The sequence below is a fragment of the Streptomyces vastus genome (assembly GCF_039532825.1).
Classification (GTDB): Bacteria; Actinomycetota; Actinomycetes; order Streptomycetales; family Streptomycetaceae; genus Streptomyces; species Streptomyces vastus.
Genome location: NZ_BAAASJ010000119.1, coordinates 21,315 through 46,674 on the forward strand (window position 1 = coordinate 21,315; position 25,360 = coordinate 46,674).

The window sequence follows — 25,360 nt, forward strand, 5'->3', positions numbered from 1 at the left end:
GCGTACGCGCCCCACGCCACTGTACGTCCGGCCACGATCCCGCCCTGTCCGGCCCTGTCCCGCCCGGCGCCGCTCCGCGCCGGAGGCAACCCATGGTCAATCCTCACACGATCGGATGAATACGCATCGAAGCCTGCAACCGTGCGCTTACAGACCGCTACATTCACGCCGTTCACGAGGCCATTCCCCCGAGGCCTGGAAGGCAGGAGTTCGCACCGCAGATGACGGAACGACCCGCGCAGCGCACCCCCAACCGTCAGCTCGCCGCACTGATCGCAGAAGCGGGGTTTTCCAACGCGGGACTAGCCCGTCGCGTGGACCAGCTCGGTCTCGAGCACGGGCTTGATCTGAGATACGACAAGACGTCGGTGACCCGCTGGCTACGCGGCCAGCAGCCGCGCGGCACTACCCCCGCACTGATCGCCGAGGTGTTCACACGCCGGCTCGGGCGCCGGCTCACGGCGCAGGACCTGGGCCTCGACGCCTGCGCCCCCGTGTACGCGGGGCTCGAGTTCGCGGCCACGCCGGAGGAGGCCGTCGACATCGTCAGCGGACTGTGGCGCAAGGACTCCGGGAGCCACGCGGAACTGCGCAAGATCGCGTTCACCCCGGCGGGGCTCGTCGTGCCGAGCCGGGACTGGCTGATCGGGCGGCCCGACGACCGGGTGGCCCGCACCGGGGACCCCACGGTCGTACGGGTGCCCGCGCAGGGCCGCCCGGGCGCCCTGCCCCGGCAGCGTGCGCAGACCGAGCGCGAGGCCGGGCAGCGGGTGACCGCCGGCGACATCGCGGCACTGCGGAAGGTCGGGGAGCTGTTCCGGGCGCTGGACCACGCCTACGGCGGCGGCCACGCCCGGCAGGCCCTCGTGCGCTACCTGGAGCACGAGGCGGAGCCGATGCTGCGCGGCACGTACGGGGAGCAGACGGGGCGCCATCTGTTCGCCGCCGCGGCCGATCTCACCCGGCTCGCCGGCTGGACCTCGTACGACATCGCCGCGCACGGACTCGCCCAGCGGTACTTCGTGCAGGCGCTGCGGCTTGCGCAGGCGGCGGGGGACCGGGCGTACGGGTCGTACGTCCTCGTGACGATGAGCCGGCAGGCCGTGTACCTGGGCCACGGCCGGGAGGCCGTGCAGCTGGCGCGGGTCGCCCAGCAGGGCGTGGGCTCGTCCGGGCCGCCCGTCGTGCAGGCGCTGCTGCACGCGGCCGAGGCGCGCGGGCACGGGGTGCTCGGCGAGGTACGGGCCTGCACGGCGTCCCTCGTTCGCGCCGAGCGGGCGCTGGAGGCGGCGCGGCCCACCGACGACGTCCCGTACTGGGCGCGCTTCTTCGACGAGGCGCAGCTCGCGGACGAGTTCGGGCACTGTCACCGGGACCTCCAGCAGTACCGGGCCGCCGCCCAGCACGCCGAACGGTCCCTTCAGCTGAGGGCTCCCGGCTATGCCCGCAGCCGCCTCTTCTGCCGGGTCGTCCTCGCCACCGCCCGCCTCGGCCTCGGCGAACTCGACCAGGCCTGCCAGCTGGGCGCGGAGGCGGCCGCCCAGGCGGCCGAGATGCGCTCGGTGCGGGCGGTGGAGTACGTACGGGACTTCGAGCGGCGGCTGGAGCCGTACCGGGACGCGGGGCCCGTGCGGGGCTATCGCGACAAGGTCGCGACACTCCGCTGACCGCCCGGTCCGCGGCAACGAGCGGGGCCCATGAGCAGGGCCCCCCATCGCGGCGGAGCCGCAAATCCCACAGCACTTCCGCGCCCTTGAGAGGGCGCGGAAGTGCTGTGGGAAGAAGGGGGGAGGTCCCGCCCCGCGACGAGCCTCCCCCCTGCCTGGTCACGCGGCCCTGGGTAACGGGGCCGCCGTGTGTGCCGAGTCCGCGCCGAAGTCCGTCAGCAGGGCCGTTGCCGCGCGGTGGCCCGAGTGCAGGGCGCCCTGGACCGTGCTGGTGTCCCGGTGGTCGCCGCAGACGTACAGGCCGTCGAGGAGGCGGACGGGGCGGCGCAGGTCGTGCGGGGGCGGCATCGCAGGAACGGCGTCCGGGGTGTGGTGGACGGCGAGGAGTTCCCAGCGGTGCGTGGACGTGCCGTAGAGGTCGGCGAGGTGGGCTCGTACGACCCGGTCGGCGTCCGGAGGCGGTGCACCGAGGATCGTGGACGAGACCAGGGCGCGGCCCGCGGGGGCGCGGGACGGGTCGACCTCGCTGAGCACCGTGGTGTGGGCCACCGGGCCGCGACGGTCCGCGTCGAGGAGCAGCCCCGCTCCGGCAGGGGGCACCTCGTCGGGCGTGTGGTGCACCACCGTCACCGAGTGGAACGGCGGCACCCGCAGTCCGGGCAGCAACTCGGCGGCGGCGCGGGCGCCGGTCGCCACCAGGACGGCCCGGCAACGGAGTTCGCCGTGTTCCGCGGTGCGTACGGACGTCGTGGACACGGACGTGACATGCACGCCGGTGCGGACCGTGCCGGGCGGCAGGGCACCGGCGAGCAGCTCCGGCAGGGTGTCGGCGCCGCCCTCCGGCACGCACAGCCGGCCGGCGGCGAAGGCGCGCAGCGCAAGGTCCGCGCACCGGCTGGACGTCGTCAGGTCCGGGTCGCAGAGCAGCGCGGCCAGCAACGGCCGCAGGAAACCCTCGACGGTACGAGCGGGCATGCCGCGCGCCGCCAGCGCGTGACCGGCCGGCCGGTCGGGTCGCGCCAGCAGGCGCTCCACCGGGGCGGCGGCGATCCGGCCGAGCGCGGCGGCGAGCCGTGCCTGGTCGACGGCACCGCCGAGCGGCGGGAACGTCCGCGGCAGGGGAGGAACGGCGGCCGGTGGCGCCGCCCGGGCCACGGCTCCGTCGGGCGACGGTCCTGCCCGCCGGGCGGCGCGTGGCCTCCGGGGGGCGGCCACAAAGGCGCGTGCCGCGCCGAGTGCGCCCCTTGCGCCCCCGGCGCTCGCCGCGCTCCCGGGTTCGCCCGCCCGGTGCGTACGTCCGTCGGCGTGGACGAGGACGCCCGGTGCGAACGGGCGCAGGGTCAGGGCGTCGAGACCCGGAGTGAGGCGTAATTCCGGGTACGCGGTGGACAACAGCCGGCCGCTCCGGTCGAGCCGGAAACCGTCGACCTTCTCGGTCGACATACGGCCGCCGACGTAAGGGGCGGCCTCCAGGACTACGGTCCTTACTCCTGCGCTGGTCAGCCGGTGGGCAGCCGAGAGTCCCGCGACTCCGGCCCCCACGATGACGACGTCCGCCTGATAAGCGGGCTCAAGCACGTGCCCCTCCTCGAGGTCGCGCGGCTCCTGGGGACGTCATGCCCCCGACACGCTTCCGGAATTCCGGTGTTCCTCGACGAAGGTAGGGCGCCGGCCGCTCCGCGGGAGTCGCGCATGGGCAGGGCACGGGCGCACGGGGGCGCTCCGCTGGGTTCGCGCGAATGGGTTCGTGGCCCATGAGCGGGGACCCCCATGAGCGGGGGGACCTCCAGCGCGGCGGAGCCGCATATCGGCACAGCCCGCGCCCCTGAAAGACTGCGCCTCCCCGAGCCCCGGATTGAGCCGCCTCCGAAGGAGCGGTCAGCGGCGCGTTCTCAATTCCGTACCTCGACCGTGCGGGCCAAGCGGTCGTGCAGGCCCCTGCCGTCGCGGTCCCAGATCAGGGCGGGGATGGCTACGCACAGCAGGGCCGTGCGCAGGAGGGCGCGCAGGGGGTTGACCGTGCCGGTTTCCAGGGTGAGGACTCGCAGGCCGAACAGGCGCTTGCCGGGGGTGAAGCCGATCGTGCCGACCGTCAGGACGCTCATGACGAAGAAGATCAGCAGCGCCCAGTTGCCCGTCGCCTGGTTGTAGCCGTCGGTGAGCAGCCCGTATGCGATCAGGAGGCACAGCCCCCAGTCGACCGCGAGGGCGCCGAGACGTCGTCCGGGGCGGGCGATCGAGCCGGGGCCCGACTCCGGCAGGCCGAGCTGCTCGCCCCGGTATCCGAAGTCGGCACCGGCTTCCTCCGCGGCCGCGCGCGGTCCGGAGAGCCACGATCCGATTGCTTGCCTGTTGTCCACGCGTCCAAGGTACTGCGCCGGTTTTGATATGCGGACAGGTGGGGTCAGCCGGGCCGGGGTCGGTTAACTTGGGCGAAACAAATGGGTCACGCTTGAGAAATCACCCGTCCCTATTGTCGGGTCTCAGCGTGTGCCACCGCACTGGCCGCACGAACGAACTACCACCCCGGCACGGACGGTCGGGAGTAGGAGGAGCTGGATGTTCCAGAACGCCGACGAGGCCAAGAAGTTCATCGCGGACGAGGACGTCAAGTTCATCGACGTCCGCTTCTGCGACCTGCCTGGCGTGATGCAGCACTTCACGGTGCCGGCAGAGGCCTTCGACCCGAGCGAGGAACTGGCCTTCGACGGCTCCTCGATCCGCGGCTTCCAGGCCATCCACGAGTCGGACATGGCGCTTCGGGCCGACCTGTCCACCGCGCGCGTGGACCCCTTCCGCCGCGACAAGACGGTCAACATCAACTTCTTCATCCACGACCCGATCACGGGCGAGCAGTACTCCCGTGACCCGCGCAACGTGGCCAAGAAGGCGGAGGCGTACCTCGCCTCGACCGGTATCGCCGACACCGCGTACTTCGGCCCCGAGGCCGAGTTCTACATCTTCGACAGTGTCCGCTTCGAGACCAAGTCGAACGAGGCCTTCTACCACATCGACTCCGAGGCGGGCGCCTGGAACACCGGTGCGCTGGAGGACAACCGCGGCTACAAGGTCCGCTACAAGGGCGGTTACTTCCCGACCCCGCCGGTCGACCACTTCGCCGACCTGCGTGCCGAGATCTCCCTGGAGCTGAACAAGGCCGGCCTCCAGGTCGAGCGCCAGCACCACGAGGTGGGCACCGCCGGCCAGGCCGAGATCAACTACAAGTTCAACACGCTGCTCGCCGCGGCCGACGACCTGCAGCTCTTCAAGTACATCGTGAAGAACGTCGCCTGGCGCAACGGCAAGACGGCCACCTTCATGCCGAAGCCGATCTTCGGCGACAACGGCTCGGGCATGCACGTCCACCAGTCGCTGTGGGCCAACGGCGACCCGCTGTTCTACGACGAGGCCGGTTACGCGGGCCTGTCGGACACCGCCCGCTACTACATCGGCGGCATCCTCAAGCACGCCCCGTCGCTGCTGGCCTTCACCAACCCGACGGTGAACTCGTACCACCGCCTGGTCCCCGGCTTCGAGGCCCCGATCAACCTGGTCTACTCGCAGCGCAACCGCTCCGCGGCCATGCGTATCCCGATCACGGGCTCGAACCCGAAGGCCAAGCGCGTCGAGTTCCGGGCGCCGGACTCCTCCGGCAACCCGTACCTCACCTTCGCGGCCCTGATGCTGGCCGGCCTGGACGGCATCAAGAACAAGGTCGAGCCGGCCGAGCCGATCGACAAGGACCTCTACGAGCTGGCTCCCGAGGAGCACGCGAACGTCGCGCAGGTCCCGACCTCGCTCCCGGCCGTCCTCGACTCCCTCGAGTCCGACCACGAGTTCCTCCTCCAGGGCGACGTCTTCACGTCCGACCTGATCGAGACGTGGATCGACTACAAGCGCACGAACGAGATCGCTCCGCTCCAGCTGCGTCCGCACCCGCACGAGTTCGAGCTCTACTTCGACGTGTGATCGACGCGTAGGCCTGCGGCTTCAGAGCCCCGTCACTGCCCCGGTGGCGGGGCTCCGTCGTTCGTTCTTTCCCGGAGCCCCTGAGCCCTTTGCCTTGACCGCGCCGTTCCTTTGCCCCGTAGGGGGAAGATCGGGATCCGGTCATGGAGATGCCCGATGCACACTGGAATCGGGACGAGTGCCCGATGTGTGGGGTGATCGTGATGCGGAGCCGATTCCAGCCCGACCGGCGGCTGAACACGCGGATGGGGGTCACGCTGTTCCTGCTGGGGCTGCTGTACGTGGCGTTCGTCGCCGCCCTGATCGTGCTGCTGAAGTCGTGGGTGCTGGTCGTGGTGATCGCGGCGGCGCTGCTCGGTGCGCAGTACTGGTTCTCGGACCGGATCGCGCTGTTCGCGATGCGCGGGCGGATCGTGGAGCGCGAGGAGTATCCGCAGCTGCACGGCGTGATCGACCGGCTGTGCGCCACCGCGGACATGCCGAAGCCCGCCGTCGCCGTGTCCGGCATGGAGATGCCGAACGCCTTCGCCACCGGGCGCAACGCCGATCACGCCGTCGTGTGCGTGACGACCGGGCTGCTGCGGCGGCTCGAGCCCGCCGAGCTGGAGGGTGTGCTCGCGCACGAGCTGTCGCATGTGGCGCACCGCGATGTCGCGGTGATCACGGTGGCCTCGTTCCTCGGGGTGCTCGCGGGGCTGATCGTGCGGTTCGTGTTCTACTCGCAGTTGTTCGGCGGGGGACGGAGGGACCAGAACACAGCCGTCGTGTTCATGACGGTGATGGGTGTGTCCGCGGCCGTCTACGCGCTCAGTTTCCTGCTCATCCGGGCGCTGTGCCGGTACCGGGAACTGGCCGCCGACCGCGCCGGAGCCATGCTCACCGGCCGCCCCTCGGCACTCGCCTCCGCGCTGACCAAGCTCACCGGCGACATCGCCAAGATCCCCACCCGTGATCTACGGACCGCGCAGGCGTTCAACGCGTTCTACTTCACGCCCGCGCTCGGCAGGACCCCGGGCATCCAGCGGCTCTTCTCGACCCACCCGAGCCTGGAGGAACGGCTCGATCAACTGGGCCGGATCTCCGGCGAGCTGGGCGAGTCGCCGGCCTCCGGAGAGGCAGGCTGACGAGTATGGGGCTCCTGGACATCCTGCTGGGCCGCAGCAAGCCGGTGGCCCCCGACCTCGACCAGCTCTTCGCACTGCCGTCGGCCGCGGTCACCCTGGAGGCGGCGGCCGGGTTCACGCCGACCGGCCACGGCTCGGTGTGCTTCGCGACGGTCGAAGGGGCGGCCTTCGACGACGTACGACAGGAAGTGCGGGCGCTGTTGGACGCGGATGCCGAGCGGACTGGGCCGCCGGTGGAGGTGAGCCGGGACTCGTACGGGTACACGTGGCTGGTCTCGCGGCGGTCGCCGGAGGACCTGCCCGCGCTCGTCGCTGATCTGCACGCGGTGAACAGTGCGCTGGAAGGCAGCGGGTTCGGGCCGCAGTTGCTGTGCTCCGTCGTCGGCTTTCGTGGCGGTGGTGATGAGCGGCGGCCGCTCGGGCTCGTGTACCTCTACAAGCGCGCTGCTTTCTACCCGTTCGCGCCGCTCCCCGGAGGCGGGGAACGGCGCGACAACGCCTTGGAGTTGCAGATCAGGGCCGTACTCGTGAACGACTTGCGGCTGGAGCAGGATCTGAACCGCTGGTTCCCGGTGTGGGGAGCGCCGGGTCTGTGATCGCCCCTGCGTGATCGCCCGTCACGAGGCCCGGCCGCGTGAGTGAATGGCCGCATGAGTGAGCTGATCCCCTTCACACATACCGTCGGCGGTGAACGACTCAGCGGGCTGTCCAGCGGCACCGAGCCGGGTGAGCCGGCCAAGGCGACCGCCGTACTGCTGCACGGCGCGGGCAACGGCAGCAAGGAGCGGCTCCCCGACGCGGCGAAGCTGGCGGGCCCGTGGCGGGAGCTGGGCCGGACCGATCTGACGCCGGAGGTGCTGGGCGGGCAGTTGGAGGCGTATGTGGTGGGCCTGCTGGAGCGGTACGCCTGAGAGACGGTGGCTGGTGCGGGTGACGGCAAACACGAGCGCCGGGCACCCCGAAGAAGGGCACCCGGCGCTCAGGTCAGGCAGCTCAGCGCGAGTAGCGCATGTACGCCCGCACCATGTGGCATGTCGTGTCCGACGGCGGGTGGACGCCGATGAGTTCGGCCGTGCTGCGGATCTTCTCGTTACGGGCCTGGTTGGGCATGTAGACGCCGGAGTCCAGCAAGGCGATGGCGAGCCGCATCGCCTTGAGGCGCCGGTTGTGCGTGATGTACCAGTCGCGCGGACGCCCCGGCGGGAGCGGCCGCTTTTCGACGGGCTCGTACGGCAGGTCCAGCGGAACCGGCCTCTTGGCTGTGGACTGCGTGGGCAGCGGGAAGAGTGCGGCAGCGGGCACGGGCATCCTCCTGTCGCGGTCAGGGAGCCGTCCGTCGGCGCCCTCGAACACTACTCATAGTTTACCGCCCACCACTGACATCGAGACAGTCCGTCAAGTCCACAAAAAGGCCAGGTGAGATAGGGAATTGACGTGACGTCACCCTAGGTCCGCGAGGTGTGAATGAGGCGGCATCAAATTCGAACAAGGCCATCGGCGGGCGCACGCCCGGAGGGCGGCACCCAGGCGGCGCCCCTCGCCCGGACCACGCTCGGCCAGGCGAGGAATTACTCAACTTCCTTTGTGATCTAAGCCACTTGGGTGACTCGTGTGAGCTGTCGAGTAACTCTGTTCGACATCTCGTACCTAGCGGCGTACTCCCCGCTCACAACAGGTCGCCGCCAGGGCGGCCGGAGACAGGAGGCCCGCTGTGCCGCGTACGTCCCGCAGGAGAACGATCAGCCCCAAGAAGAAGCTCGCGTTGTTGGTGAGCGCCGCGGCGGTCGCCGGAGGCGGGGCCTTCGCTCTGGCGGCCACCTCGAACGCCGCACCGACCGGTCAGGCGCAGTCCTCCACGGTCTGCGAGGGTCTGGCCACGGCGCTCGGGAACAACGAGAAGTTCATCGAGGGGCAACGCGCCAATCCCGACGCGCAGTCCGAGGCCCGGATCGCCAACCGGGAAGCGGTCATCGCGGAGATCGAGCGCAAGCAGGAAGCCTCCGGCTGCACGCCCGGGGAGTCGGCTCAGGACACCCCGGCCGAGCAGCCGGCATCGGCTCCCGCAGACACCTCCGGCGATGCGACGGGGGTCTCCGGAGGTGAGCAGGTCTGCGCGGGTTCGACCGTCACACTCTCCGGCGAGGAGGGCGCCCCGGCCGCGTCCAGCAACCAGTTTCCGCCCGGTACGCAACTGAAGGTCACGAACCTGGACAACAACAAGTCCACGACAGTGGAGGTCACCTCAACCTCCGGCAGTTGCGCCCTCCTCAACAACGCGGCTTTCGAGCAGGTCCGCGAGCCCGGCAAGTTCCTGATCCGTCGGGCGCTGATCGAGAAGGTGGGCTGAGGCCAGGCCGCCGAGGAGTCAGCCACCGAGGAAATCGGTGAGGCGGCGGCCCAGTTCGGCGGGTGCGGCCTGCGGCAACGCGTGATGCGAGACGCCGGGCAGTACGTCCGTCTCCACGCGCGGCAACAGCCCGTCTGCCCGCGCCGCCACGGCGCGCGCGTCATGAGTCCTGTTGTTCCCGGCCAGGCACAGCAGGACCGGCACCTCCAAGCCCCGCAGCGCCTCCGGCGTGGGGCGGGGCCCGGTCACCGGCTTCGCGGAGGGGAAGCCGGCGGCCGCCCCCTGGAGATGGAGCCAGTCGGGGTCGAGGGGAACTCCCCCGGTCTCCCACTCCAGGAAGGCGCGGACGCGGTGGGGCGCGGGGCGCAGCAACCCCGGCAGGGCATGCAGCAGGTACGCCGCCTTATACCCGGCGAAGCACTGGGTCGGGTCCAGGAGGAACAGGCGGCGCACCCGGGCAGGGGCCATCAGCGCGTACTGCAGGGCGATCCAGCCGCCATACGAGTGCCCGCCCATGTCCGCCGTCTCCACACCGAGGCCATCCAGGAGCGCGTCCAGCCAGGCGGACAGGTCGGCGACCGTACGGGGGTGACGGTCGCCGGCCGGTTCGCTGCGGCCGGGGGCGCCGATCAGGTCGACGGCGAGGACGCGGTGGGTGCGGGCGAGGTCGGCGGCCTGGGCGTACCAGGAGGCAGAGGTCGCTCCTCCGCCGCCCGGCAGGAGGAGGAGCGGGGGCGCGTCACGCGGCCCGCAGGCGTTGACGTACGTCGTATCGAACGGCGTCGGGACGCGGACCGCCTCCCGTTCCGCGGGCCACTTGGCCATGACCTTGTCGTAGGCCGACTGAAAGGCGTCGCTGTCGTACGTGCTCATGTAGCCCTCCCGTATTATCTCGCCGAGCGAGATATTCGACGAGCGAGATGATAGCCGGAGGCGGCACATGCGGAACCAGGGCCCCGAGATGGAGATCGTCCATCTCCTGCGAGCGGTGACGGTCGAACTCGGCCTGCACAGCGCCCGGTTCGCGAACCACAACGGCATGCACCCGACGGACGTACGCGCCCTGATCGAACTCATGGATGCCTCCCGGGCCGACGGGGAAATGACGGCCGGGCGGCTCGGTGCCGCGCTCGGGCTCAATTCGGCCGGGACCACCTCGTTGCTCGATCGGCTGGAGCGGGCCGGGTATGTGCGACGGGTGCGGGGCCGACAGGACCGGCGCATAGTGGTCGTCGAGGTGGACGAGCGGGCCGTCGAACTGGGGTGGTCCTTCTTCGGGCCGCTCATCGGGAAGGCGGTGGAGTTTCTCCAAGGCTGTGACGAGCGGGAGCGGGAAGCGATCCGGGGCTTCCTGGAGGGGGTACGGGAGGCCGCGGCCGGGAGCGAGTGACGTCCTCGCACCGCCTTCGCTTTGCCCCGTACGCAAAAGCCCCTTGTATACGGCGGAGCCCACCCGCTCTCAAGGCGGGCGCCCGCCCAGCCCACAAGCACCAGTTGACGCGCTCCCTGGCCTAGAGTCCAGGGATCTGGCCTAGAGTCCAGGGATTCCGGCCTGGGTCGGCTGACCCTTCCGGGGGCTTCCTGCTTCAACGCGCTGTGCCGCTTTCGGCCTGGTCTTACCGGCGCTCCACGAGGCGTTTAGCGTCTCCGCCCGTCCGGCGGCGACGATACGGCGTCCTTCGAAGAAGACGTTGCGTGCTGCGTTGTGGTCGCGGTCGTGCACGGTGCCGCACACGCCGCATGTCCACTGCCGGACGTGCAGGGGTTTTGGGCCGTCCCGGAATCCGCAGGCAGAGCAGACCTGAGAGGACGCTGATCAACTACCCGCCCAAGGTGGCCGTCTCCAAGCTGGTCAACAGCCTCAAGGGTGTCTCCGCCCACCGGATACGCCAGGAGTTCACCGGCGGCATCAACCGCACCATCATGCACGGGAACCTGTGGTCGCCTTCATACTTCTCGGCATCCTGCGGCGGAGCACCGTTGGCGATCGTCCGTCAGTACATCGAACAGCAAAAACGCCCGATCTAGAGTTCAGGGTCAGAGCAGTCCTGAGATCATTCCCCGGCGTGAACGCCGGGGGCTATCTGCAAGAGTCCCGGTAACACGGCCTTCACAGCCAGGCAATGATCGGGAAATGCCCTGTTGACAGGCTGCAGTCATCCCCGCGGCACCCCTGTGCCGCACCCCGCGGCGCCCCAGTGCCGCAGCGCCGCGCGCCCGTGACGACCGAGCGCAAGAAGACCCACCCCGAAGGATGTGGCCCGTGACCTTCAAGGCTGAGTACATCTGGATCGACGGCACCGAGCCGACGGCCAAGCTGCGATCCAAGACGAAGATCCTGGCCGATGACGCCAAGGGCGAAGCGCTGCCGATCTGGGGCTTCGACGGGTCCTCCACGAACCAGGCCGAGGGCCACGCCTCCGACCGCGTTCTGAAGCCGGTCGCGACCTTCCCGGACCCGATCCGCGGCGGCGACGACGTGCTCGTCATGTGCGAGGTCCTCAACATCGACATGACGCCGCACGAGTCCAACACCCGTGCCGCGCTCACCGAGGTCGCGGAGAAGTTCGCCGCTCAGGAGCCGATCTTCGGCATCGAGCAGGAGTACACCTTCTTCAAGGGCTCGCGCCCGCTCGGCTTCCCCGAGGGCGGCTTCCCGGCCGCGCAGGGTGGCTACTACTGCGGCGTCGGCTCGGACGAGATCTTCGGCCGTGACATCGTCGAGGCGCACCTCGAGAACTGCCTCAAGGCGGGTCTGGGCATCTCCGGCATCAACGCCGAGGTCATGCCGGGCCAGTGGGAGTTCCAGGTCGGCCCGCTCTCCCCGCTGGAGGTCGCCGACCAGCTGTGGCTGGCCCGCTGGCTGCTCTACCGAACCGCCGAGGACTTCGGCGTCTCCGCGACGCTGGACCCGAAGCCGGTGAAGGGCGACTGGAACGGCGCCGGTGCGCACACCAACTTCTCCACGAAGGCGATGCGCGAGGGCTACGACGCGATCATCACCGCGTGCGAGTCGCTGGGCGAGGGCTCGAAGCCGCTCGACCACGTCAAGAACTACGGCGCCGGCATCGACGACCGTCTGACCGGTCTGCACGAGACGGCCCCGTGGAACGAGTACAGCTACGGCGTCTCCAACCGTGGCGCCTCGGTCCGTATCCCGTGGCAGGTCGAGAAGGACGGCAAGGGCTACATCGAGGACCGCCGCCCGAACGCGAACGTCGACCCGTACGTCGTGACGCGCCTGATCGTCGACACCTGCTGCACGGCCCTGGACAAGGCCGGCCAGGTCTGACCCGTACCCGTACAACGCAGCTCCGTACGACTCCGTGAGGGGGCGTCCATCACAAACGGTGGACGCCCCCTCACCGTTGTCCGCTTCGTCTGCTTCAATGGGCCCATGGCCAGCCCCCAGAAGCACCCCGCGACAGGTCGCCATGACCTCGAGCCCTTCTGGCCCTCCCGTCAGCACCACGTCTTCGACCGGGTGTGTTGTCGCGCGACGAACGCGCCGGCCCTCTAAAGCCGTACACCCCGAAGCCGTACACTCCTCGGCCTTCGGCCGGCGCGCATGACGTACGTCCATCGACGCATCGACGACCTCTCGCGCGAAAGAGCTGACTTCTCATGGCAAACACTCGTTACTTCCCGTCTGCGGATGTCACGGACCTCCTGCCGCCGGGCACCACCCTGCTGCCCGCTCCCCCGCACACCCTGCCCAAGCTGCCGGGCCGGCCGCCCATGGTCGGCTACCTGGTGCTCGTACCGGCCGACCAGCAGCCCGCCCCGCCACCGTTCACCGCCCCGGACACCCCCGACGCGCTGGACGCGGACCGGGAGCACCATGAAGGACCCGAGGGCGACGCCTCTCTCGTACGCGTCGACACCGCGCGGCGTACCGCCGAGGTCGACGGGCGTCCGCTCGATCTCACCTACCTGGAGTTCGAGTTGCTCGCGCATCTCGTGACGCATCCGCACCGGGTGCACACCCGCGACCAGTTGGTGTCCACGGTCTGGGGCTACGGGCATGTGGGCGACGGCCGGACCGTGGACGTCCACATCGCCCGGCTGCGGCGCAAGCTCGGTGCCGAGCACCGAGGGGTGATCCGGACGGTACGGCGCGTGGGGTACAAGTACGTGCCGCCGAACGGGCGTTGAGCGTTCCGGCCGACCACTCTTCTGTCAGCAGAATGCCGTTCCGCGGCGGGCGGCGACCGTGCAGAGTCGAAGACATGAGACTTCTGACGCTGGGTGGAACGGAGTTCGCGGGGCGGGCCGTCGTCGAGGCCGCGCTCGCCCGCGGCTGGGACGTGACCGTCCTCAACCGGGGACGTCACGAGCCTCCCGCCGGGGTGCGGTCGCTGCAGGGCGACCGCACCGCGCCCGACGGGCTCGCGGCGCTCGCCGGGGCGGAGGATGACTGGGATGTCGTCGTCGACACCTGGTCGGATGCGCCGCGTGCGGTACGGGACGCGGCGCGGCTGCTCAAGGACCGGGCCGGCCGGTACGTCTATGTGTCCAGCTGCTCCGTGTACGCGTGGCCGCCGGCCGCCGGTTACACCGAGGACGCGCCCCTGGTGGAGGGCGCCTCGGCGGACGCGGAGCAGACCGACTACGCGCAGGACAAGCGCGGCGGTGAGCTCGCCGCCGTCGACGCCTTCGGCGAGGAGCGCTCCGTGCTCGTACGGGCAGGGCTGATCCTCGGCCCGTACGAGAACGTCGGGCGCCTGCCGTGGTGGCTGACCCGCATCGCCCGCGGCGGCCCCGTCCTCGCACCCGGCCCCCGGGAGCTGCCGCTCCAGTACGTCGACGTCCGCGACCTCGCCGAGTGGGTACTCGGGGCGGCGGAGCGGGAGTTGAGCGGACCGTACAACCTCATCAGCCCACAGGGGCATACGACGATGGGGGCACTCCTCGACGCCTGCGTCCAGGTCACCGGCAGCAACGCCGAACTCCGCTGGACCGACCCCAAGTTGATCCTCGATGCCGGCATCGAGCCCTGGACTCAACTGCCGGTCTGGGTGCCCCCGGAGAGCGAACTGCACGGCGCGCTCCACAGCGCGGACGTGTCACGAGCCGTGGCGGCGGGGCTGCGCTGCCGCCCCGTCGAGGAGACGGTGACCGACACGTGGGCGTGGCTGCAGGCCCTCGGCGGGACAGCGCCCCAGCGCCCCGACCGTCCGGCAAAGGGACTCGACCCGGACGTGGAGGCGAAGGTGCTGGCGAGCGGCGGAGGTGTACCTGGCAACACCCCCTGATCCGGCGCCCAACCCCCGTGCCGCGCACCGCCCCCTCGGCCAGACTGACGCCATGACGACCATCGAGACGAGAGAAAGCAAAGCACCTCCTCGCACAGGCCCGTAAGTCCTCCGCCGACGCGCTCACCGAGCTGCGCGACCTCGTCCGGGGCATCCACCCGCCCGTACTCGCCGAGCGTGGACTGGGCGACGCCGTACGGGCGTTGGCGCTGCGGCTGCCCGTCGGAACCGAGGTGGACGTGGACCTCCGGGGACGTGTGGACGCTCCGGTCGAGTCGGCCGCGTACTTCGCCGTCAGCGAGGTCCTCACCAATGCGGTGAAGCACGCGGTGGCCGACCGGATCTGGATCGATGTGCACCACATCCGCGAACCCGACGGGATGCTGCGGATCACCGTCACCGACAACGGCAAGGGCGGTGCCGTGACCGGGGCGGGTTCGGGACTCTCCGGAGTCGAGAGGCGACTGGGTACATTCGACGGCGTCCTGGCCGTCAGCAGCCCCGCGGGCGGTCCCACCATGGTGACCATGGAGATCCCTTGCGAGTTGTCCTAGCCGAAGATCTCTTCCTGCTGCGCGACGGACTGGTACGGATGCTCGAGGCGTACGACTTCGAGATCGCGGCGGCGGTGGAGAGCGGGCCCGAACTCACGCGGGCGCTCGCCGAGTTGAAGCCGGACGTCGCCGTCGTCGACGTCCGGCTGCCGCCTTCGCACACGGACGAAGGCCTGCAGTGCGCGCTTCACGCGCGCCGGGCGAGACCCGGGCTGCCGGTGCTGGTGCTGTCGCAGCACGTGGAGCAGTTGTACGCGCGGGAGTTGCTCGCCGACGGGACCGGCGGGGTCGGCTATCTGCTGAAGGACCGGGTCTTCGACGCCGAGCAGTTCATCGACGCCGTACGCAGGGTCGCCGCGGGCGGCACCGCGATGGATCCGCAAGTGATCCAGTAGCTGTTGTCGCGGCGTCAGGCGGAGAGCCGGCCGCTGGGGCGGCTGACGCCGCGCGAGCGGGAGGTGCTGGAGCTGATGGCACAGGGCCGCTCGAACGCGGCGATCGCGGAGCGGCTGGTGGTGACAGAACGGGCCATAGCGAAGCACACCTCCAACATCTTCGCGAAGCTGGACCTCGAGGTGTCGGACGATGACAATCGCCGTGTTCTGGCTGTTCTCGCCTATTTGGACCAGGGCCGCTGAAAAGGAATGGGCGGAGGTCCGGAGAGGGCTCACGGAGGGCCTGCGGAGGACCGGCACAAGACTGACATAGCGACCCGGTATAAGAATTGGCCCGCACCGAAGATTCACTGAATCAGAGTCAGCGTTCCCCCCTCAACTGCCGTTGAAACAGGGGGTTCTGGGCCCCTTGAGCCGGAATTGCTCCACCAATCTCTCACCAATTTCTGATGCCGCTGAACACCCCATGAGCCCCTTGCGTACTGAACGGCGCCGCTTCACCTCCTGTCGGGCGCCTCAATGCCCCGCAAGGAAGCCAGAGGAGTTCCATGGGACGCACGAACCGAAAACGCCGCTCCACGCTCGCCAACCGGGCGATAGCCGCATCGGCGGCTCTCGCGCTGGGTGGCGGCGGCTTGCTGGCGGCGAATATCTACGCATCGGCGGGTGAGGAGAACTCACAGCAGAACGCGCAGACGACAGCCGGCCAGACGGCCACCATCCAGTGCCCGGACGTCGGTAACCAGCTGAAAGACGTGCCGGACGGTGCGCGCGCTGGTGTCGCAGAGGAGCTGGCGAATCTCAACAAGCAGGTCAGCGAGGCGTACACCCGGCTCGCTTCTACGCGCCAGGCGCAGGCGGGCGACTCGAGCTACGTCGACAACGCGATTCTCGGGCCGCTGAAGGCCAAGCGGACCGCGACCATCGACCGGATCGGGATCAACATCCGGCGCGCGGGCGGTGAGGCTCCGAACCTCGACCAGCTCGCCCAATGCCAGGGCATGCAGGTCGAACAACCGAACGCCGGTGAAGGTCAGGACCAGAACAACGACGGTCAGGACCAGGGCGACGGCCAGGACCAGGGTGGCGAAGGCCAGGACCAGGGTGGCGAAGGCCAGGACCAGGGCGGCCAGGAGCAGGTCGGCGACAACGGCAACGGTGCCAACGGCCCGGTGGCCGACGACTTCGTCGACATCACCCAGGTCCAGCCCAACACTCCCCCGCCGAACGGCAACGGGCTGAAGGCGAACGGTGACAGCGGTTCGACCGGCACCTTCACCACGGAGTGCGGTACCAACGCGAACAACCTGTTCAACACCGACAACCTGATCGTGGCGCCCGGTGTCGACAACGGCGCGGAGCACACGCACGACTACGTCGGCAACCAGGGCAACGACGCCTTCGCCAGCGACGAGGACCTGGACAACGCGGACACCACGTGCCAGAACCAGGGTGACAAGTCCACCTACTACTGGCCGGTGCTCCGGCTCCAGGACGGCAACGACGAGTTCGACGCCAACGAGCAGGGTGGTGGCGCCCAGGGCAACGTCGGCACGATCCTGGAGGCCCAGCAGGCCGAGATCAAGTTCGTCGGCAACAAGCAGAGCGACGTCGTCGCGATGCCGAAGTTCCTGCGCATCATCACCGGTGACGCGAAGGCCCTGAGCAACGGCGACGCGAACGCCAACGCCTCACTGAGCTGCACCGGCTTCGAGGACAGGCAGCTGACGGACAAGTACCCGATCTGCCCCGAGGGCAGCCAGGTGGTCCGTACGGCCAACTTCCAGAGCTGCTGGGACGGTCAGAACATCGACAGCGCCAACCACCGTGACCACGTGGACTTCGTCCAGGCGGACGGCAGCTGCGAAAACGGTTTCCAGGCGATCCCCCAGCTGCAGATCCGGCTGGTGTACGACGCCCCGGCCCCGGTCATCGAGAACGGACAGATTCAGAACCCGATCGCGGTGGACGGTTTCCAGTCGGAGCTGCACAAGGCGATCACCGACCACAACGACTTCATCAACGTCATGGACGAGAACCTGATGAACCAGGTGGTCGACTGCATCAACACCGGGCAGGAATGCCAGTGACCCGATAGGGGGTGTCCCCAAGAGGAAGCCGGCGGTGGGAATCCCACCGCCGGCTTCCTCGTATGCCCGCCCGATGCTCGGTGACCACTCAGTGGCCGCCGGAGCCGTGGCCCCCCACCTCCAGCGTCCCGCCGAGCGTGCCCTGCAGTTCCTCCACCACGTCCTTGTGGCCGACGCAGACCCACTTGCGGCCGACGACGTAGTGACCGCCGTGGTGCTTGGCCATGTTGATCCACTCGCGGTGGCCGCGGTCGGTGGCGAAGGTGGCGAGGATGTACTTCTTTGTGCCGTCCTTGCAGATGGCCTGACGGATGGTGTCGGCGTCGATCTGCAGGTTCGGCTTGCACTTCACCTGGGCGGCCAGGTGTTCGAGGCTGCCGGTGGCCTCCTTCGGTACAGCCTGCGCTTCGCCCTCACCGGATCCGCAGCCCGTCAGGGCCAGTACCGCCACCGCGCCGGTCAGCGTGAGAGCCGCCCTTGTCAACCTCATCTGTTCCTCCACTCCCTTCCGGCGACATGAACTCCACGCCGCAGAGAGCCCCGGCAGGGCCCTACCCCTCGATACGGCTCCCACAGGTCCCACACTCAATCGCGCTCCTACCGAACCACACACCGGGCCCCGCCGGACATCACCCACAGAGACGCACCGGCCGCCCACCAGACGCCCACAGACTCACGGAGTGAGACGCTGGACATGTGAACACCCTTGCGGCACCGTCCCGTTGGAGGCCGGATCCGATCGGTAAGGTGTTCGCATGACAACCGGGGTACAGGTACGCCGCAGAATGGGTGTCGAGGAGCGGCGGCAGCAGTTGATCGGTGTCGCGCTCGAACTGTTCAGCCGACGCTCGCCCGATGAGGTCTCCATCGACGAGATAGCGTCGGCCGCCGGTATCTCCCGGCCCCTGGTCTACCACTACTTTCCCGGCAAACTCAGCCTGTACGAGGCGGCGTTGAAGCGGGCGGCGGACGATCTGGCCTCCCGGTTGGTGGAGCCGCAGGAAGGTCCGCTGGGCGCGCGGCTGCTGCGGGTGATGCGGCGGTACTTCGACTTCGTCGACGAGCACGGGCCCGGATTCTCGGCGTTGATGCGGGGCGGCCCGGCGGTGGGCTCCTCCGCCACCAACGCCCTCGTGGACGGCGTACGGCAGGCCGCATACATCCAGATACTGGCGCATCTGGACATCGACCGGCCGCCCGCCCGGCTGGAACTGGTCGTCCGCTCCTGGATCTCACTCGCCGAGTCGACGGCCCTGATCTGGCTGGACGGCCGCCGTATCCCCCGTGCCGAACTGGAAGCGCAGCTCGTCCACGACTTCGCGGCGCTGACGGCGGTGAGCGCGGCGTACGACGACGAAATGGCCACGTTGCTGCGCCGCATGCTCAAGGACGAGCCGGCCGAGGGCCCGTTCACGGACCTCGTCGGCCGGCTGATCGCCCTCGCGTCGTAGGTCTCTGGCCTTATTCCTCGAACTTGTTGTACGAGGCGTCGAGGTCCCGCACCTCCGCGGAGGCGTGCAGCGTGATCCCGCCGGCGGGCTTCACATGGGCCCGCAGCAGCTCCAGCGTCCGCTCGGTCAGCGCCGCCTTCGTCTCCTCCGTACGGCCGGGCAGCAACGCGACCGCGACATGCACCAGAGCGTGCCCGTCCGCCTCCGCGCCGATCACAAGATCCTCGGTCGGCCGGAACCGCGTCTTGCACGCCTCGGGCTTCGCGGCGGCCGTCTCCACCACCATCGTGTGCAGCGCGAGCGCGAAGCCCTTCCGGTCGAAGGCGTCGCCAAGCGGCACCGAGTAGTCGACGGTGATCTGCGGCATGGGCACTCCTGTTCTACGGCTCTTGCGGCCAGCCTAGCCGGTGGCCTGCGAGAAGACCGCGACGCTGCGTCCTGGAACAGCGAAGGTGCCCGACTCCGGCTCGTACGACGAAGCCCTGACGACCGGGTCCGCGCCCGCGGCCTGCACCGGATGCAGCGCGTATGCCCTCCCCGTGAGCGCCGCGACCCGCTGTGTCTGCCAGTCGGGCGTCGCGTTGAAGACGACGACCAGCTCGCCGAGCCGCATGGTGATCACACCGGGCGTCTCCTCCTTCCCGGACAGCGGGAAGGACAGCTTCGACTGGACCTGGTCCGCCGTGTCGAGGGAGAAGGCACTCTCCGTCGTACGGATCCTGAGCAGGTCCCGGTACGCCGCCGAGGCGCCTTCGATCTGCTCGCAGCCGACCTTGACGCTGCCGAGCGGGGGCTTGGCGTACGGCCACTTGGACGCGTTGTCGGCCGCCATCGGCAGCCCGCGCCCGAAGCCGTTGCCGTCGGCGCAGTTCCAGTGGATGGCGTTGAACCAGTCGCCGCTGTCGTAGGAGTTACGGTCGAGGGACTTGGAGCGCAGCAGGTCGGTGCCGGCCTGGGAGAGCGCCGGGCCCTGCGAGAGAGTCGCCGTGGCCATGGCGAGGACCTGCATACGGGCGCGGTCGGCCGCACTCGTCGAGGACGGCAGCTTGAAGGCGAGGGCGTCGAACAGCGACTCGTTGTCGTGCGCGTCGGCGTAGGCGAGGGCATCGCCGGGCGCGTCCGCGTAACCGGCGGGTGCTCCGTTGTAGTCGACCTCGGAGCCCTTGATGCGCCGCGGCACGGCCCGGGCGCCGGGCGCCGGCGCGACCGTATCGCTGACGAAAGCCTTACAGCAAGAGCCTTGAAAGTCGGAGCAAGAACTTTCAACAGCGGAGTGTACGTCCGTACATTCCGGAGTGTACGATCGTACGCATGTCGACGGACTACTTCGCTGACGACCCGCGCACGAACCTGGAACGCATGCTCGCGGGCGACCCCTACATCGCTGACGACCCGGAGATCGCACGGCGACAGCAGCGCGCGATGCGACTGGCCGCCCGCTACCAGGACGCCTACATCGAGGACGCCGACGGTGCCAGGCCCCTCCTGGCAGAGCTGCTCGGGTCGGTGGGCGAGGGCGTCGACGTACGGCCGCCGCTGTACGTCGATTACGGCAGCAACATCACCATCGGGGCCCGCACCTTCGTCAACTACAACCTGACGGCTCTGGACGTAGCACGGATCACCATCGGCGAGGACTGCCAGATCGGACCGAACGTCCAACTCCTGACTCCCACCCACCCGGTGGAGCCGGAACCCCGGCGCGACAAGCTCGAAGCCGCGCGCCCCATCACCATCGGTGACAACGTATGGCTCGGTGGTGGAGCCATCGTGTGCCCGGGAGTGACCATCGGCGACAACGCCGTCATCGGCGCCGGCGCAGTCGTCACCAGGGACATACCCGCCAACGTCGTCGCCGTCGGCAACCCCGCCCGCCCTGTCCGCAACTTCTGACCGCACATCCCTCATGGCCACCGGACACACCGATCCACAGCGGCGCGAACGGATCCTCGCCGCCACCCTCGACCTGATCGCCGACGAGGGAGTCGCCGGCGTCTCCCACCGCAAGATCGCCACCCGGTCGCAGGTGCCCCTCGGGTCGATGACCTACCACTTCACCGGCATCGACGACCTGCTGCGCCAGGCCTTCACACGCTTCGCCGACCAGATCGCGGCCGTCTTCGAGCAACACCTCAGCCGAGCAGGCAGCCCCGAACAGGCCAGGGAAGCCGTCATCGACCTCATCCACACGCTCTCCGAGGTACCTCGCCGCGATCTCGTCCTCGCCCACGAGCTCTACACCCTTGCCGCCCGCCGGCCGGAATACCGTCAGCTGACCCAGGAGTGGATGGACCGCAGCCGCCACCTGCTGGAACAGCATTTCGACGCGGACACAGCCCGCCAACTGGACGCGCTGATCGAGGGTCTGACCCTGCACCGCGCCCTGGCCGGCTCGCCCCACGACCGCGCACTGACGCGACGGGCCGTCGACCGCATCACTGCCCCGTAGGCGGCACCCCCCAGCAGCCCGTGGGGAGCGGCCCTGGCACCGCACCCCACGGGCCCGGGAGGGACGGCCGGCGTCGGCCGCTCCCCAACTTGGTCTTCAGCAGCTGGACTTGCGCGCGTGGATCGCCAGGGCCGTATTCGAGCCGAGGGCCGCCGTGAACTGTCCCGAACTGTTCACGGTGACGGTCGTGTTGCTCTGCACGTCGCAGTACGTGCCCGCAGACAGCGAGGTCTGGTAGGTGCGGGTCAGGGCGCTCGACTCGTGGTTGATGGCGACGTAGCCCTTGCCGCCGCGCCCGAAGGCGATCGCGTCGCCCCCGTTGTCCCACCAGTTGGTGACGGACTCACCGCGGGTGGCGTTGCGGAATGCGACCATGGACTTGATCTCGGGCCAGTTGTGCTGGCACTTCCAGCCGTCCTGCCAACAGGCGCTGACCTGGCCGTCGTTGGGCGGTCCCGCGTCCGTGTCGGTGAACTCGTAGCCGGAGTTGATGTCCGGGGCACCGTAGGGCCAGGCCAACATGAAGACGTTGGCCAGGGTGTAGTTGGCGCCCTGCTTGTAGTTCAAGGTGGAGCCGTTGCGCTCGGTGTCGTGGTTGTCCACGAAGACGCCGGAGACGCCACTGCTCATATAGCCCCAGCCCTCGCCGTAGTTCTTGAGGTAGGCGAGGTTCTCGCTGTTGAAGACCCGCTTGAGGTCGTACGCGTACCGGAACTCCTGGACGTCCCCGTTGCCCGTGTACTCGGTGGGCTGGACGGCCTCGCCGGAGCCGTAGATGACCTCCTGCTTCCAGTACGCGTCCGGATTGCTCAGCCGCGACTTGATGGCGGCGAGGTCGCCCGCCGGGATGTGCTTGGCCGCGTCGATACGGAAGCCGTCGACGCCGTAGCCGAGCAACTTGTTCATGTAGCCCGCGATGGCGGAGCGGACGTACTCCTCGCCCGTGTCCAGGTCGGCGAGTCCGACGAGTTCGCAGTTCTGGACGTTGGCGCGGTTGGTGTAGTCGTTGATGGTCGAGGTGCAGTCGTTGAGGTCGTTCGACGAGTACAGGCCCGGGTAGTCGTACTTGCTGTAGGAGGAGCCACCGGTGCCGGTGCCGTTGCCCGCCGACATGTGGTTGATGACGGTGTCGACGACGACCTTCACGCCCGCGTTGTGGCAGGCGGTGACCATGTCGGTGAAGTCGGCGGTGTTGCCGAGCCGTCCGGCGATCGCGTAGCCGACCGGCTGGTACGAGGTCCACCACTGCACCCCCTGAATGTGCTCGGCAGGCGGGGAGACCTGGACGTAGCCGTACCCGGCCGGGCCGAGCGTGCTGGTGCACTCCTTGGCGACCGAGTCGAAGTTCCACTCGAAGAGGACGGCGGTGACGTCCTTGGTGCCGGGCGGGGAGGCCTGGGCCGCGGTCGGGGTCATGACAAGAGCGGCGGCGGCCACGAGCGTGAGGGCGCCGGAAAGGGTTCTGTTGGCCATGTGGGGGTCCTTCTTCTTCGAAGGCGCCATGGGGTGTGGCGTTGAAGGTTCTTGCTGCAAGACAGCTGAAATCTTTCAGCGGAGCTGACGGTACGAGGCCCTTGTTCAAGGGTCAACCCTCCGGTCACGGCTTCGTCACCCGCACGAAATCCCTTCACGCTCAAGGTGGTTGACCACGGGCACCGGAAAACGGTTCGACCAGCCGGGGCGGGACGGGCCATGATCCGCACTCGTGACGACGCCGAAGCAGTTCCTCGTCCAGGCCGCCGCGCGCAACAACGCCGAGTGGTGCGCGGCAATGAGCCGATCGCACGGTTTGGCAGGCGAGTTCGGGGATGAGGCGTGGACGTCCCAGGTCCGCACGCCGCTGCACTACCCCGCCGCGGTGACTCTGGTGTCGGGCGCCGACCCGGCTGTGCTCGTGGCCCGGATCGACACCACAGCGCCTGGCGCCTCCGTCAAGGACAGCTTCGCCGACCTCGAGCTGACCGAGGCCGGCTTCCAGGTGCTGTTCGAGGCGCAGTGGATCCACCGCCCGGCGGGTGCGCCGGCTACCGCGTCAGGTCTCGCCTGGGACGTGGCGGACAACCCGCGCACGCTGCGCGCATGGGCGCTCGCCTGGGCCGGCAGGGACGGTACTGCGGGCCTCTTCCGGCCCGAACTGCTCGATGACCCGGCCACGTTCGTGCTCGCCGGGTACTCCGCAGACGGCGGGGTGGTCGCCGGAGCGATGGCGACCCGCAGCGATCAGGTGGTCGGAATCTCCAACGTCTTCTCGCCGGACGGCGGCCCTGATACGGCCTGGCCGGTCGTACTGGGTGCGGTGCACTGGCTGTTCCCCACTCTGCCGGTGGTCGGCTATGAGCACGGCGAAGACCTTGCGGTCGCTGTGCGCCACGGCTTCGAGCCGGTCGGTCCGCTGCGGATCTGGCTGCACGGATGACCGGCACTGGGCCGCCATTCGACGGTCACTGTCAGTCCCCGCCGCCATCACCTCCACCGCCGCCGTCGCCCCCACCGCCGCCGTCGCCCCCACCGCCGCCGTCGCCGCCACTGCCTGCATCCCAGCCGTCTCCGGACCCGCCGCCGGAGCCGTTGTCGTCGCTGCCGGAGCCGAGGTTGGTGAACCAGTGCTCGTCCCAGACGGGCTCGTCGGCGGACAGGTCACGGCGGGCGCGGAAGCGGACCGTGCCCGTCGCGTCGCCGAGGCCGAAGGCGACCGCGAAGGTGTGGGCCATGACTGCATCCAGCGGGTCGGGGCTGTCGTGCCATACGTCCGCGAGAGGAAGAAGCACCGTGCCCGGCATGACCGCGCCGGGCAGGGGGCGGGTGAGGAGGGCCACGGGACGGTCGTTGCAGGTCAGACGGGAGGACCGCGCGTTCTCGCGCGTCAGCTCCCAGCGGCGCTGCGAGATTTCGACGACCACGCGGCGCTTCGACTTCCGCATGGCGAAGGTGACGGCCAGCACGGCAGGCGCCCCGCCCACGGTCAGCAGCAGCCCCCGGCTGAGATCCCTGCGGTCGGCCGACACTCCGTGCGGTGCCCGGATCCGTACCGCTGGGGCGGACTGCGACCAGACGTCGACGCGTACGGACCGCCGGTCCACCGCCACCGCGACCGGCCCACCCGGACCGTCGGCGACACGGCGTGCCATCCACAGGGGCACACCCTCCGCCCGCGCCCGGTCGGCGAGCGCGCTGACCGCCGCCGGGCCACCGGCATGACGTACCGCCATATCCCCAAGGGCCTGGGCGAATTCAGCGGCCCGGCGTGCCTTCACCGGCTTCGTGGACCCGGTGATACGCGTGACCGGCACCATCCCAGTACCGGAGGCGAAATACGCGAACGGCCGCTCGGAGCCACCACCGCCGAGCCACTGCCCCCGCAGGTACGCGTCCGCCATGGCCACCACGTGCAGCTCGGCCAGCTGGGTCGTCCTGCTCCCCACCTTCAGCCCGCCCTCGGTCAGTTCGACCGTCCTCGCCAGCGGATTCCAGGACTGTTCCGCGTACACGGCCTCGCTCACCTGTGCGTCCCCCATGTCTCGGCCGTCCGATGCACTGGTGAAGTCGCTCAGGGCCCCGTGCGCGGTTCCGGGGTGATCAGGCCGTGTTCCTACCGCCGAACTGTCGCGTCGTCGTCGACCGAGACTTTGCCGGCCCCGATCCGTCGGATGCGTTCGGTGCCCCAACTCCCCAGGGGGGCCAGGGCGGCGTTGAGGGAGATGCCGTGCTCTGTCAGGGAGTACTCGACCTTCGGTGGCACCTCGCGGTACACCTCACGATGCACGAGCCCGTCTTCTTCCATCTCGCGCAGATGCTGAACCAGCATCTTCTCGCTGACGCCCGGCAGGCCGCGGCGCAGTTCGGCGAACCGGCGGGTCCCGTGGTGGTGCAACTCCCAGAGGATCAGTGATTTCCACTTGCCGGCGACCACGTCCCCCGCCGGCCGGCGCGTCTTCGAGAGCATCCGGCAACCCGGCTGACAGCCCACACGGACCGGGCCGGGCGCCGCCGCCCCGAACCGGGGCGGCGGGCCCTGAAAGCCGACTGCAGGCGGCTGCCGGAACAGCCGGCCCTTGACGA

The 25,360-nt window shown here is 69.5% G+C and carries 23 protein-coding genes and 6 pseudogenes; 18 read left to right on the forward strand and 11 right to left on the reverse strand.

Features of this window, described 5'->3' with window-relative positions; all coding sequences use genetic code 11:
• Positions 1 to 221 precede the first annotated feature (221 nt).
• On the forward strand, positions 222 to 1,667 hold the full coding sequence (locus tag ABD357_RS38895) for an NsdA family TPR-like regulatory protein (protein WP_344396102.1): 1,446 nt from the start codon (positions 222 to 224) through the stop codon (positions 1,665 to 1,667).
• Positions 1,668 to 1,826: 159 nt separating this feature from the next.
• Here ABD357_RS38895 and ABD357_RS38900 read toward each other — a convergent pair whose 3' ends face one another.
• Both ABD357_RS38900 and ABD357_RS38905 read right to left on the reverse strand, forming a co-directional pair.
• Complete coding sequence (locus ABD357_RS38900) at positions 1,827 to 3,245, reverse strand: NAD(P)/FAD-dependent oxidoreductase (RefSeq protein WP_344396103.1); 1,419 nt, start codon at positions 3,243 to 3,245, stop codon at positions 1,827 to 1,829.
• Between the two features lie 314 nt (positions 3,246 to 3,559).
• Entirely contained in the window at positions 3,560 to 4,027 is a 468-nt protein-coding gene (locus ABD357_RS38905; RefSeq protein WP_344396105.1) for an RDD family protein, read from the reverse strand.
• A 199-nt stretch (positions 4,028 to 4,226) separates the two neighbouring features.
• Between ABD357_RS38905 and glnA the strand changes: the two genes are divergently transcribed.
• From glnA to ABD357_RS38925, 4 genes and pseudogenes are all read left to right on the forward strand, one after another.
• The gene (glnA, locus tag ABD357_RS38910; RefSeq protein WP_344396106.1) at positions 4,227 to 5,636 is read left to right on the forward strand and encodes a type I glutamate--ammonia ligase; all 1,410 of its coding nucleotides are present in this window, start codon (positions 4,227 to 4,229) and stop codon (positions 5,634 to 5,636) included.
• Between the two features lie 203 nt (positions 5,637 to 5,839).
• Entirely contained in the window at positions 5,840 to 6,760 is a 921-nt protein-coding gene (htpX, locus tag ABD357_RS38915) for a zinc metalloprotease HtpX (RefSeq protein ID WP_344396107.1), read from the forward strand.
• A 5-nt stretch (positions 6,761 to 6,765) separates the two neighbouring features.
• On the forward strand, positions 6,766 to 7,356 hold the full coding sequence (gene pspAB, locus ABD357_RS38920; protein WP_344396108.1) for a PspA-associated protein PspAB: 591 nt from the start codon (positions 6,766 to 6,768) through the stop codon (positions 7,354 to 7,356).
• A 195-nt stretch (positions 7,357 to 7,551) separates the two neighbouring features.
• Positions 7,552 to 7,671 (forward strand): annotated as a pseudogene (locus ABD357_RS38925) (aminoglycoside phosphotransferase family protein); the annotation flags it as partial.
• A gap of 82 nt (positions 7,672 to 7,753) precedes the next feature.
• Here the strand turns inward: ABD357_RS38925 and ABD357_RS38930 are convergent.
• Positions 7,754 to 8,062 (reverse strand): hypothetical protein, encoded by a 309-nt coding sequence (locus ABD357_RS38930; protein WP_344396109.1) that lies wholly within the window; start codon positions 8,060 to 8,062, stop codon positions 7,754 to 7,756.
• Between the two features lie 409 nt (positions 8,063 to 8,471).
• Here ABD357_RS38930 and ABD357_RS38935 point away from each other — a divergent pair, with 409 nt between their 5' ends.
• Entirely contained in the window at positions 8,472 to 9,107 is a 636-nt protein-coding gene (locus tag ABD357_RS38935; protein ID WP_344396110.1) for an RlpA-like double-psi beta-barrel domain-containing protein, read from the forward strand.
• Positions 9,108 to 9,125: 18 nt separating this feature from the next.
• On the opposite strand, the gene ABD357_RS38940 is transcribed toward ABD357_RS38935, so the two are convergent.
• Complete coding sequence (locus ABD357_RS38940) at positions 9,126 to 9,980, reverse strand: alpha/beta fold hydrolase (RefSeq protein WP_344396111.1); 855 nt, start codon at positions 9,978 to 9,980, stop codon at positions 9,126 to 9,128.
• 67 nt (positions 9,981 to 10,047) lie between these two features.
• On the opposite strand from ABD357_RS38940, the gene ABD357_RS38945 reads away from it, so the two are divergent.
• On the forward strand, positions 10,048 to 10,497 hold the full coding sequence (locus tag ABD357_RS38945) for a MarR family winged helix-turn-helix transcriptional regulator (protein WP_344396112.1): 450 nt from the start codon (positions 10,048 to 10,050) through the stop codon (positions 10,495 to 10,497).
• A gap of 141 nt (positions 10,498 to 10,638) precedes the next feature.
• Here the strand turns inward: ABD357_RS38945 and ABD357_RS38950 are convergent.
• A pseudogene (locus tag ABD357_RS38950) lies at positions 10,639 to 10,917 on the reverse strand (zinc ribbon domain-containing protein); the annotation flags it as partial.
• A 2-nt stretch (positions 10,918 to 10,919) separates the two neighbouring features.
• Here ABD357_RS38950 and tnpA point away from each other — a divergent pair.
• The 7 genes and pseudogenes from tnpA to ABD357_RS38985 form a co-directional block, all read left to right on the forward strand.
• Positions 10,920 to 11,135: pseudogene (gene tnpA, locus ABD357_RS38955) on the forward strand (IS200/IS605 family transposase); the annotation flags it as partial.
• Between the two features lie 235 nt (positions 11,136 to 11,370).
• Positions 11,371 to 12,399: a glutamine synthetase gene (glnII, locus tag ABD357_RS38960; RefSeq protein WP_344396113.1), complete on the forward strand. Its 1,029-nt coding sequence runs from the start codon at positions 11,371 to 11,373 to the stop codon at positions 12,397 to 12,399.
• Positions 12,400 to 12,731: 332 nt separating this feature from the next.
• Positions 12,732 to 13,262 carry a winged helix-turn-helix domain-containing protein gene (locus ABD357_RS38965; protein WP_344396115.1) on the forward strand — a complete coding sequence of 177 codons (531 nt, stop codon included), beginning with the start codon at positions 12,732 to 12,734 and terminating at the stop codon, positions 13,260 to 13,262.
• Positions 13,263 to 13,336: 74 nt separating this feature from the next.
• Entirely contained in the window at positions 13,337 to 14,362 is a 1,026-nt protein-coding gene (locus ABD357_RS38970; protein WP_344396116.1) for an SDR family oxidoreductase, read from the forward strand.
• 74 nt (positions 14,363 to 14,436) lie between these two features.
• Positions 14,437 to 14,916 (forward strand): annotated as a pseudogene (locus ABD357_RS38975) (sensor histidine kinase); the annotation flags it as partial.
• A pseudogene (locus tag ABD357_RS38980) lies at positions 14,901 to 15,554 on the forward strand (LuxR C-terminal-related transcriptional regulator). The pseudogenes ABD357_RS38975 and ABD357_RS38980, both read left to right, overlap by 16 nt.
• Positions 15,555 to 15,859: 305 nt before the next feature.
• Positions 15,860 to 17,401: a DUF1996 domain-containing protein gene (locus ABD357_RS38985; RefSeq protein ID WP_344396117.1), complete on the forward strand. Its 1,542-nt coding sequence runs from the start codon at positions 15,860 to 15,862 to the stop codon at positions 17,399 to 17,401.
• An 88-nt stretch (positions 17,402 to 17,489) separates the two neighbouring features.
• Here the strand turns inward: ABD357_RS38985 and ABD357_RS38990 are convergent, their stop codons facing one another.
• Complete coding sequence (locus tag ABD357_RS38990) at positions 17,490 to 17,891, reverse strand: hypothetical protein (protein ID WP_344396118.1); 402 nt, start codon at positions 17,889 to 17,891, stop codon at positions 17,490 to 17,492.
• A 265-nt stretch (positions 17,892 to 18,156) separates the two neighbouring features.
• Between ABD357_RS38990 and ABD357_RS38995 the strand changes: the two genes are divergently transcribed.
• On the forward strand, positions 18,157 to 18,852 hold the full coding sequence (locus ABD357_RS38995) for a TetR/AcrR family transcriptional regulator (RefSeq protein ID WP_344396119.1): 696 nt from the start codon (positions 18,157 to 18,159) through the stop codon (positions 18,850 to 18,852).
• Positions 18,853 to 18,862: 10 nt separating this feature from the next.
• Here the strand turns inward: ABD357_RS38995 and ABD357_RS39000 are convergent, their stop codons facing one another.
• Positions 18,863 to 19,219 carry a 5-carboxymethyl-2-hydroxymuconate Delta-isomerase gene (locus ABD357_RS39000; protein WP_344396120.1) on the reverse strand — a complete coding sequence of 119 codons (357 nt, stop codon included), beginning with the start codon at positions 19,217 to 19,219 and terminating at the stop codon, positions 18,863 to 18,865.
• A 33-nt stretch (positions 19,220 to 19,252) separates the two neighbouring features.
• Positions 19,253 to 20,026 (reverse strand): annotated as a pseudogene (locus ABD357_RS39005) (alpha-1,6-glucosidase domain-containing protein); the annotation flags it as partial.
• Between the two features lie 137 nt (positions 20,027 to 20,163).
• Here ABD357_RS39005 and ABD357_RS39010 point away from each other — a divergent pair.
• Positions 20,164 to 20,745 (forward strand): sugar O-acetyltransferase, encoded by a 582-nt coding sequence (locus ABD357_RS39010; protein WP_344396121.1) that lies wholly within the window; start codon positions 20,164 to 20,166, stop codon positions 20,743 to 20,745.
• Between the two features lie 13 nt (positions 20,746 to 20,758).
• Positions 20,759 to 21,301, forward strand: coding sequence for a TetR/AcrR family transcriptional regulator (locus tag ABD357_RS39015; RefSeq protein ID WP_344396123.1), 543 nt, complete (start codon positions 20,759 to 20,761; stop codon positions 21,299 to 21,301).
• A 96-nt stretch (positions 21,302 to 21,397) separates the two neighbouring features.
• Here ABD357_RS39015 and ABD357_RS39020 read toward each other — a convergent pair whose 3' ends face one another.
• Complete coding sequence (locus ABD357_RS39020; RefSeq protein WP_344396125.1) at positions 21,398 to 22,774, reverse strand: alpha-amylase; 1,377 nt, start codon at positions 22,772 to 22,774, stop codon at positions 21,398 to 21,400.
• A 232-nt stretch (positions 22,775 to 23,006) separates the two neighbouring features.
• Between ABD357_RS39020 and ABD357_RS39025 the strand changes: the two genes are divergently transcribed.
• The gene (locus ABD357_RS39025) at positions 23,007 to 23,717 is read left to right on the forward strand and encodes a hypothetical protein (RefSeq protein ID WP_344396126.1); all 711 of its coding nucleotides are present in this window, start codon (positions 23,007 to 23,009) and stop codon (positions 23,715 to 23,717) included.
• A 31-nt stretch (positions 23,718 to 23,748) separates the two neighbouring features.
• Here the strand turns inward: ABD357_RS39025 and ABD357_RS39030 are convergent, their stop codons facing one another.
• Positions 23,749 to 24,816, reverse strand: coding sequence for a hypothetical protein (locus ABD357_RS39030; RefSeq protein WP_344396127.1), 1,068 nt, complete (start codon positions 24,814 to 24,816; stop codon positions 23,749 to 23,751).
• Between the two features lie 74 nt (positions 24,817 to 24,890).
• Positions 24,891 to 25,244, reverse strand: coding sequence for a winged helix-turn-helix transcriptional regulator (locus ABD357_RS39035; protein WP_344396129.1), 354 nt, complete (start codon positions 25,242 to 25,244; stop codon positions 24,891 to 24,893).
• Positions 25,245 to 25,360 lie beyond the last annotated feature (116 nt).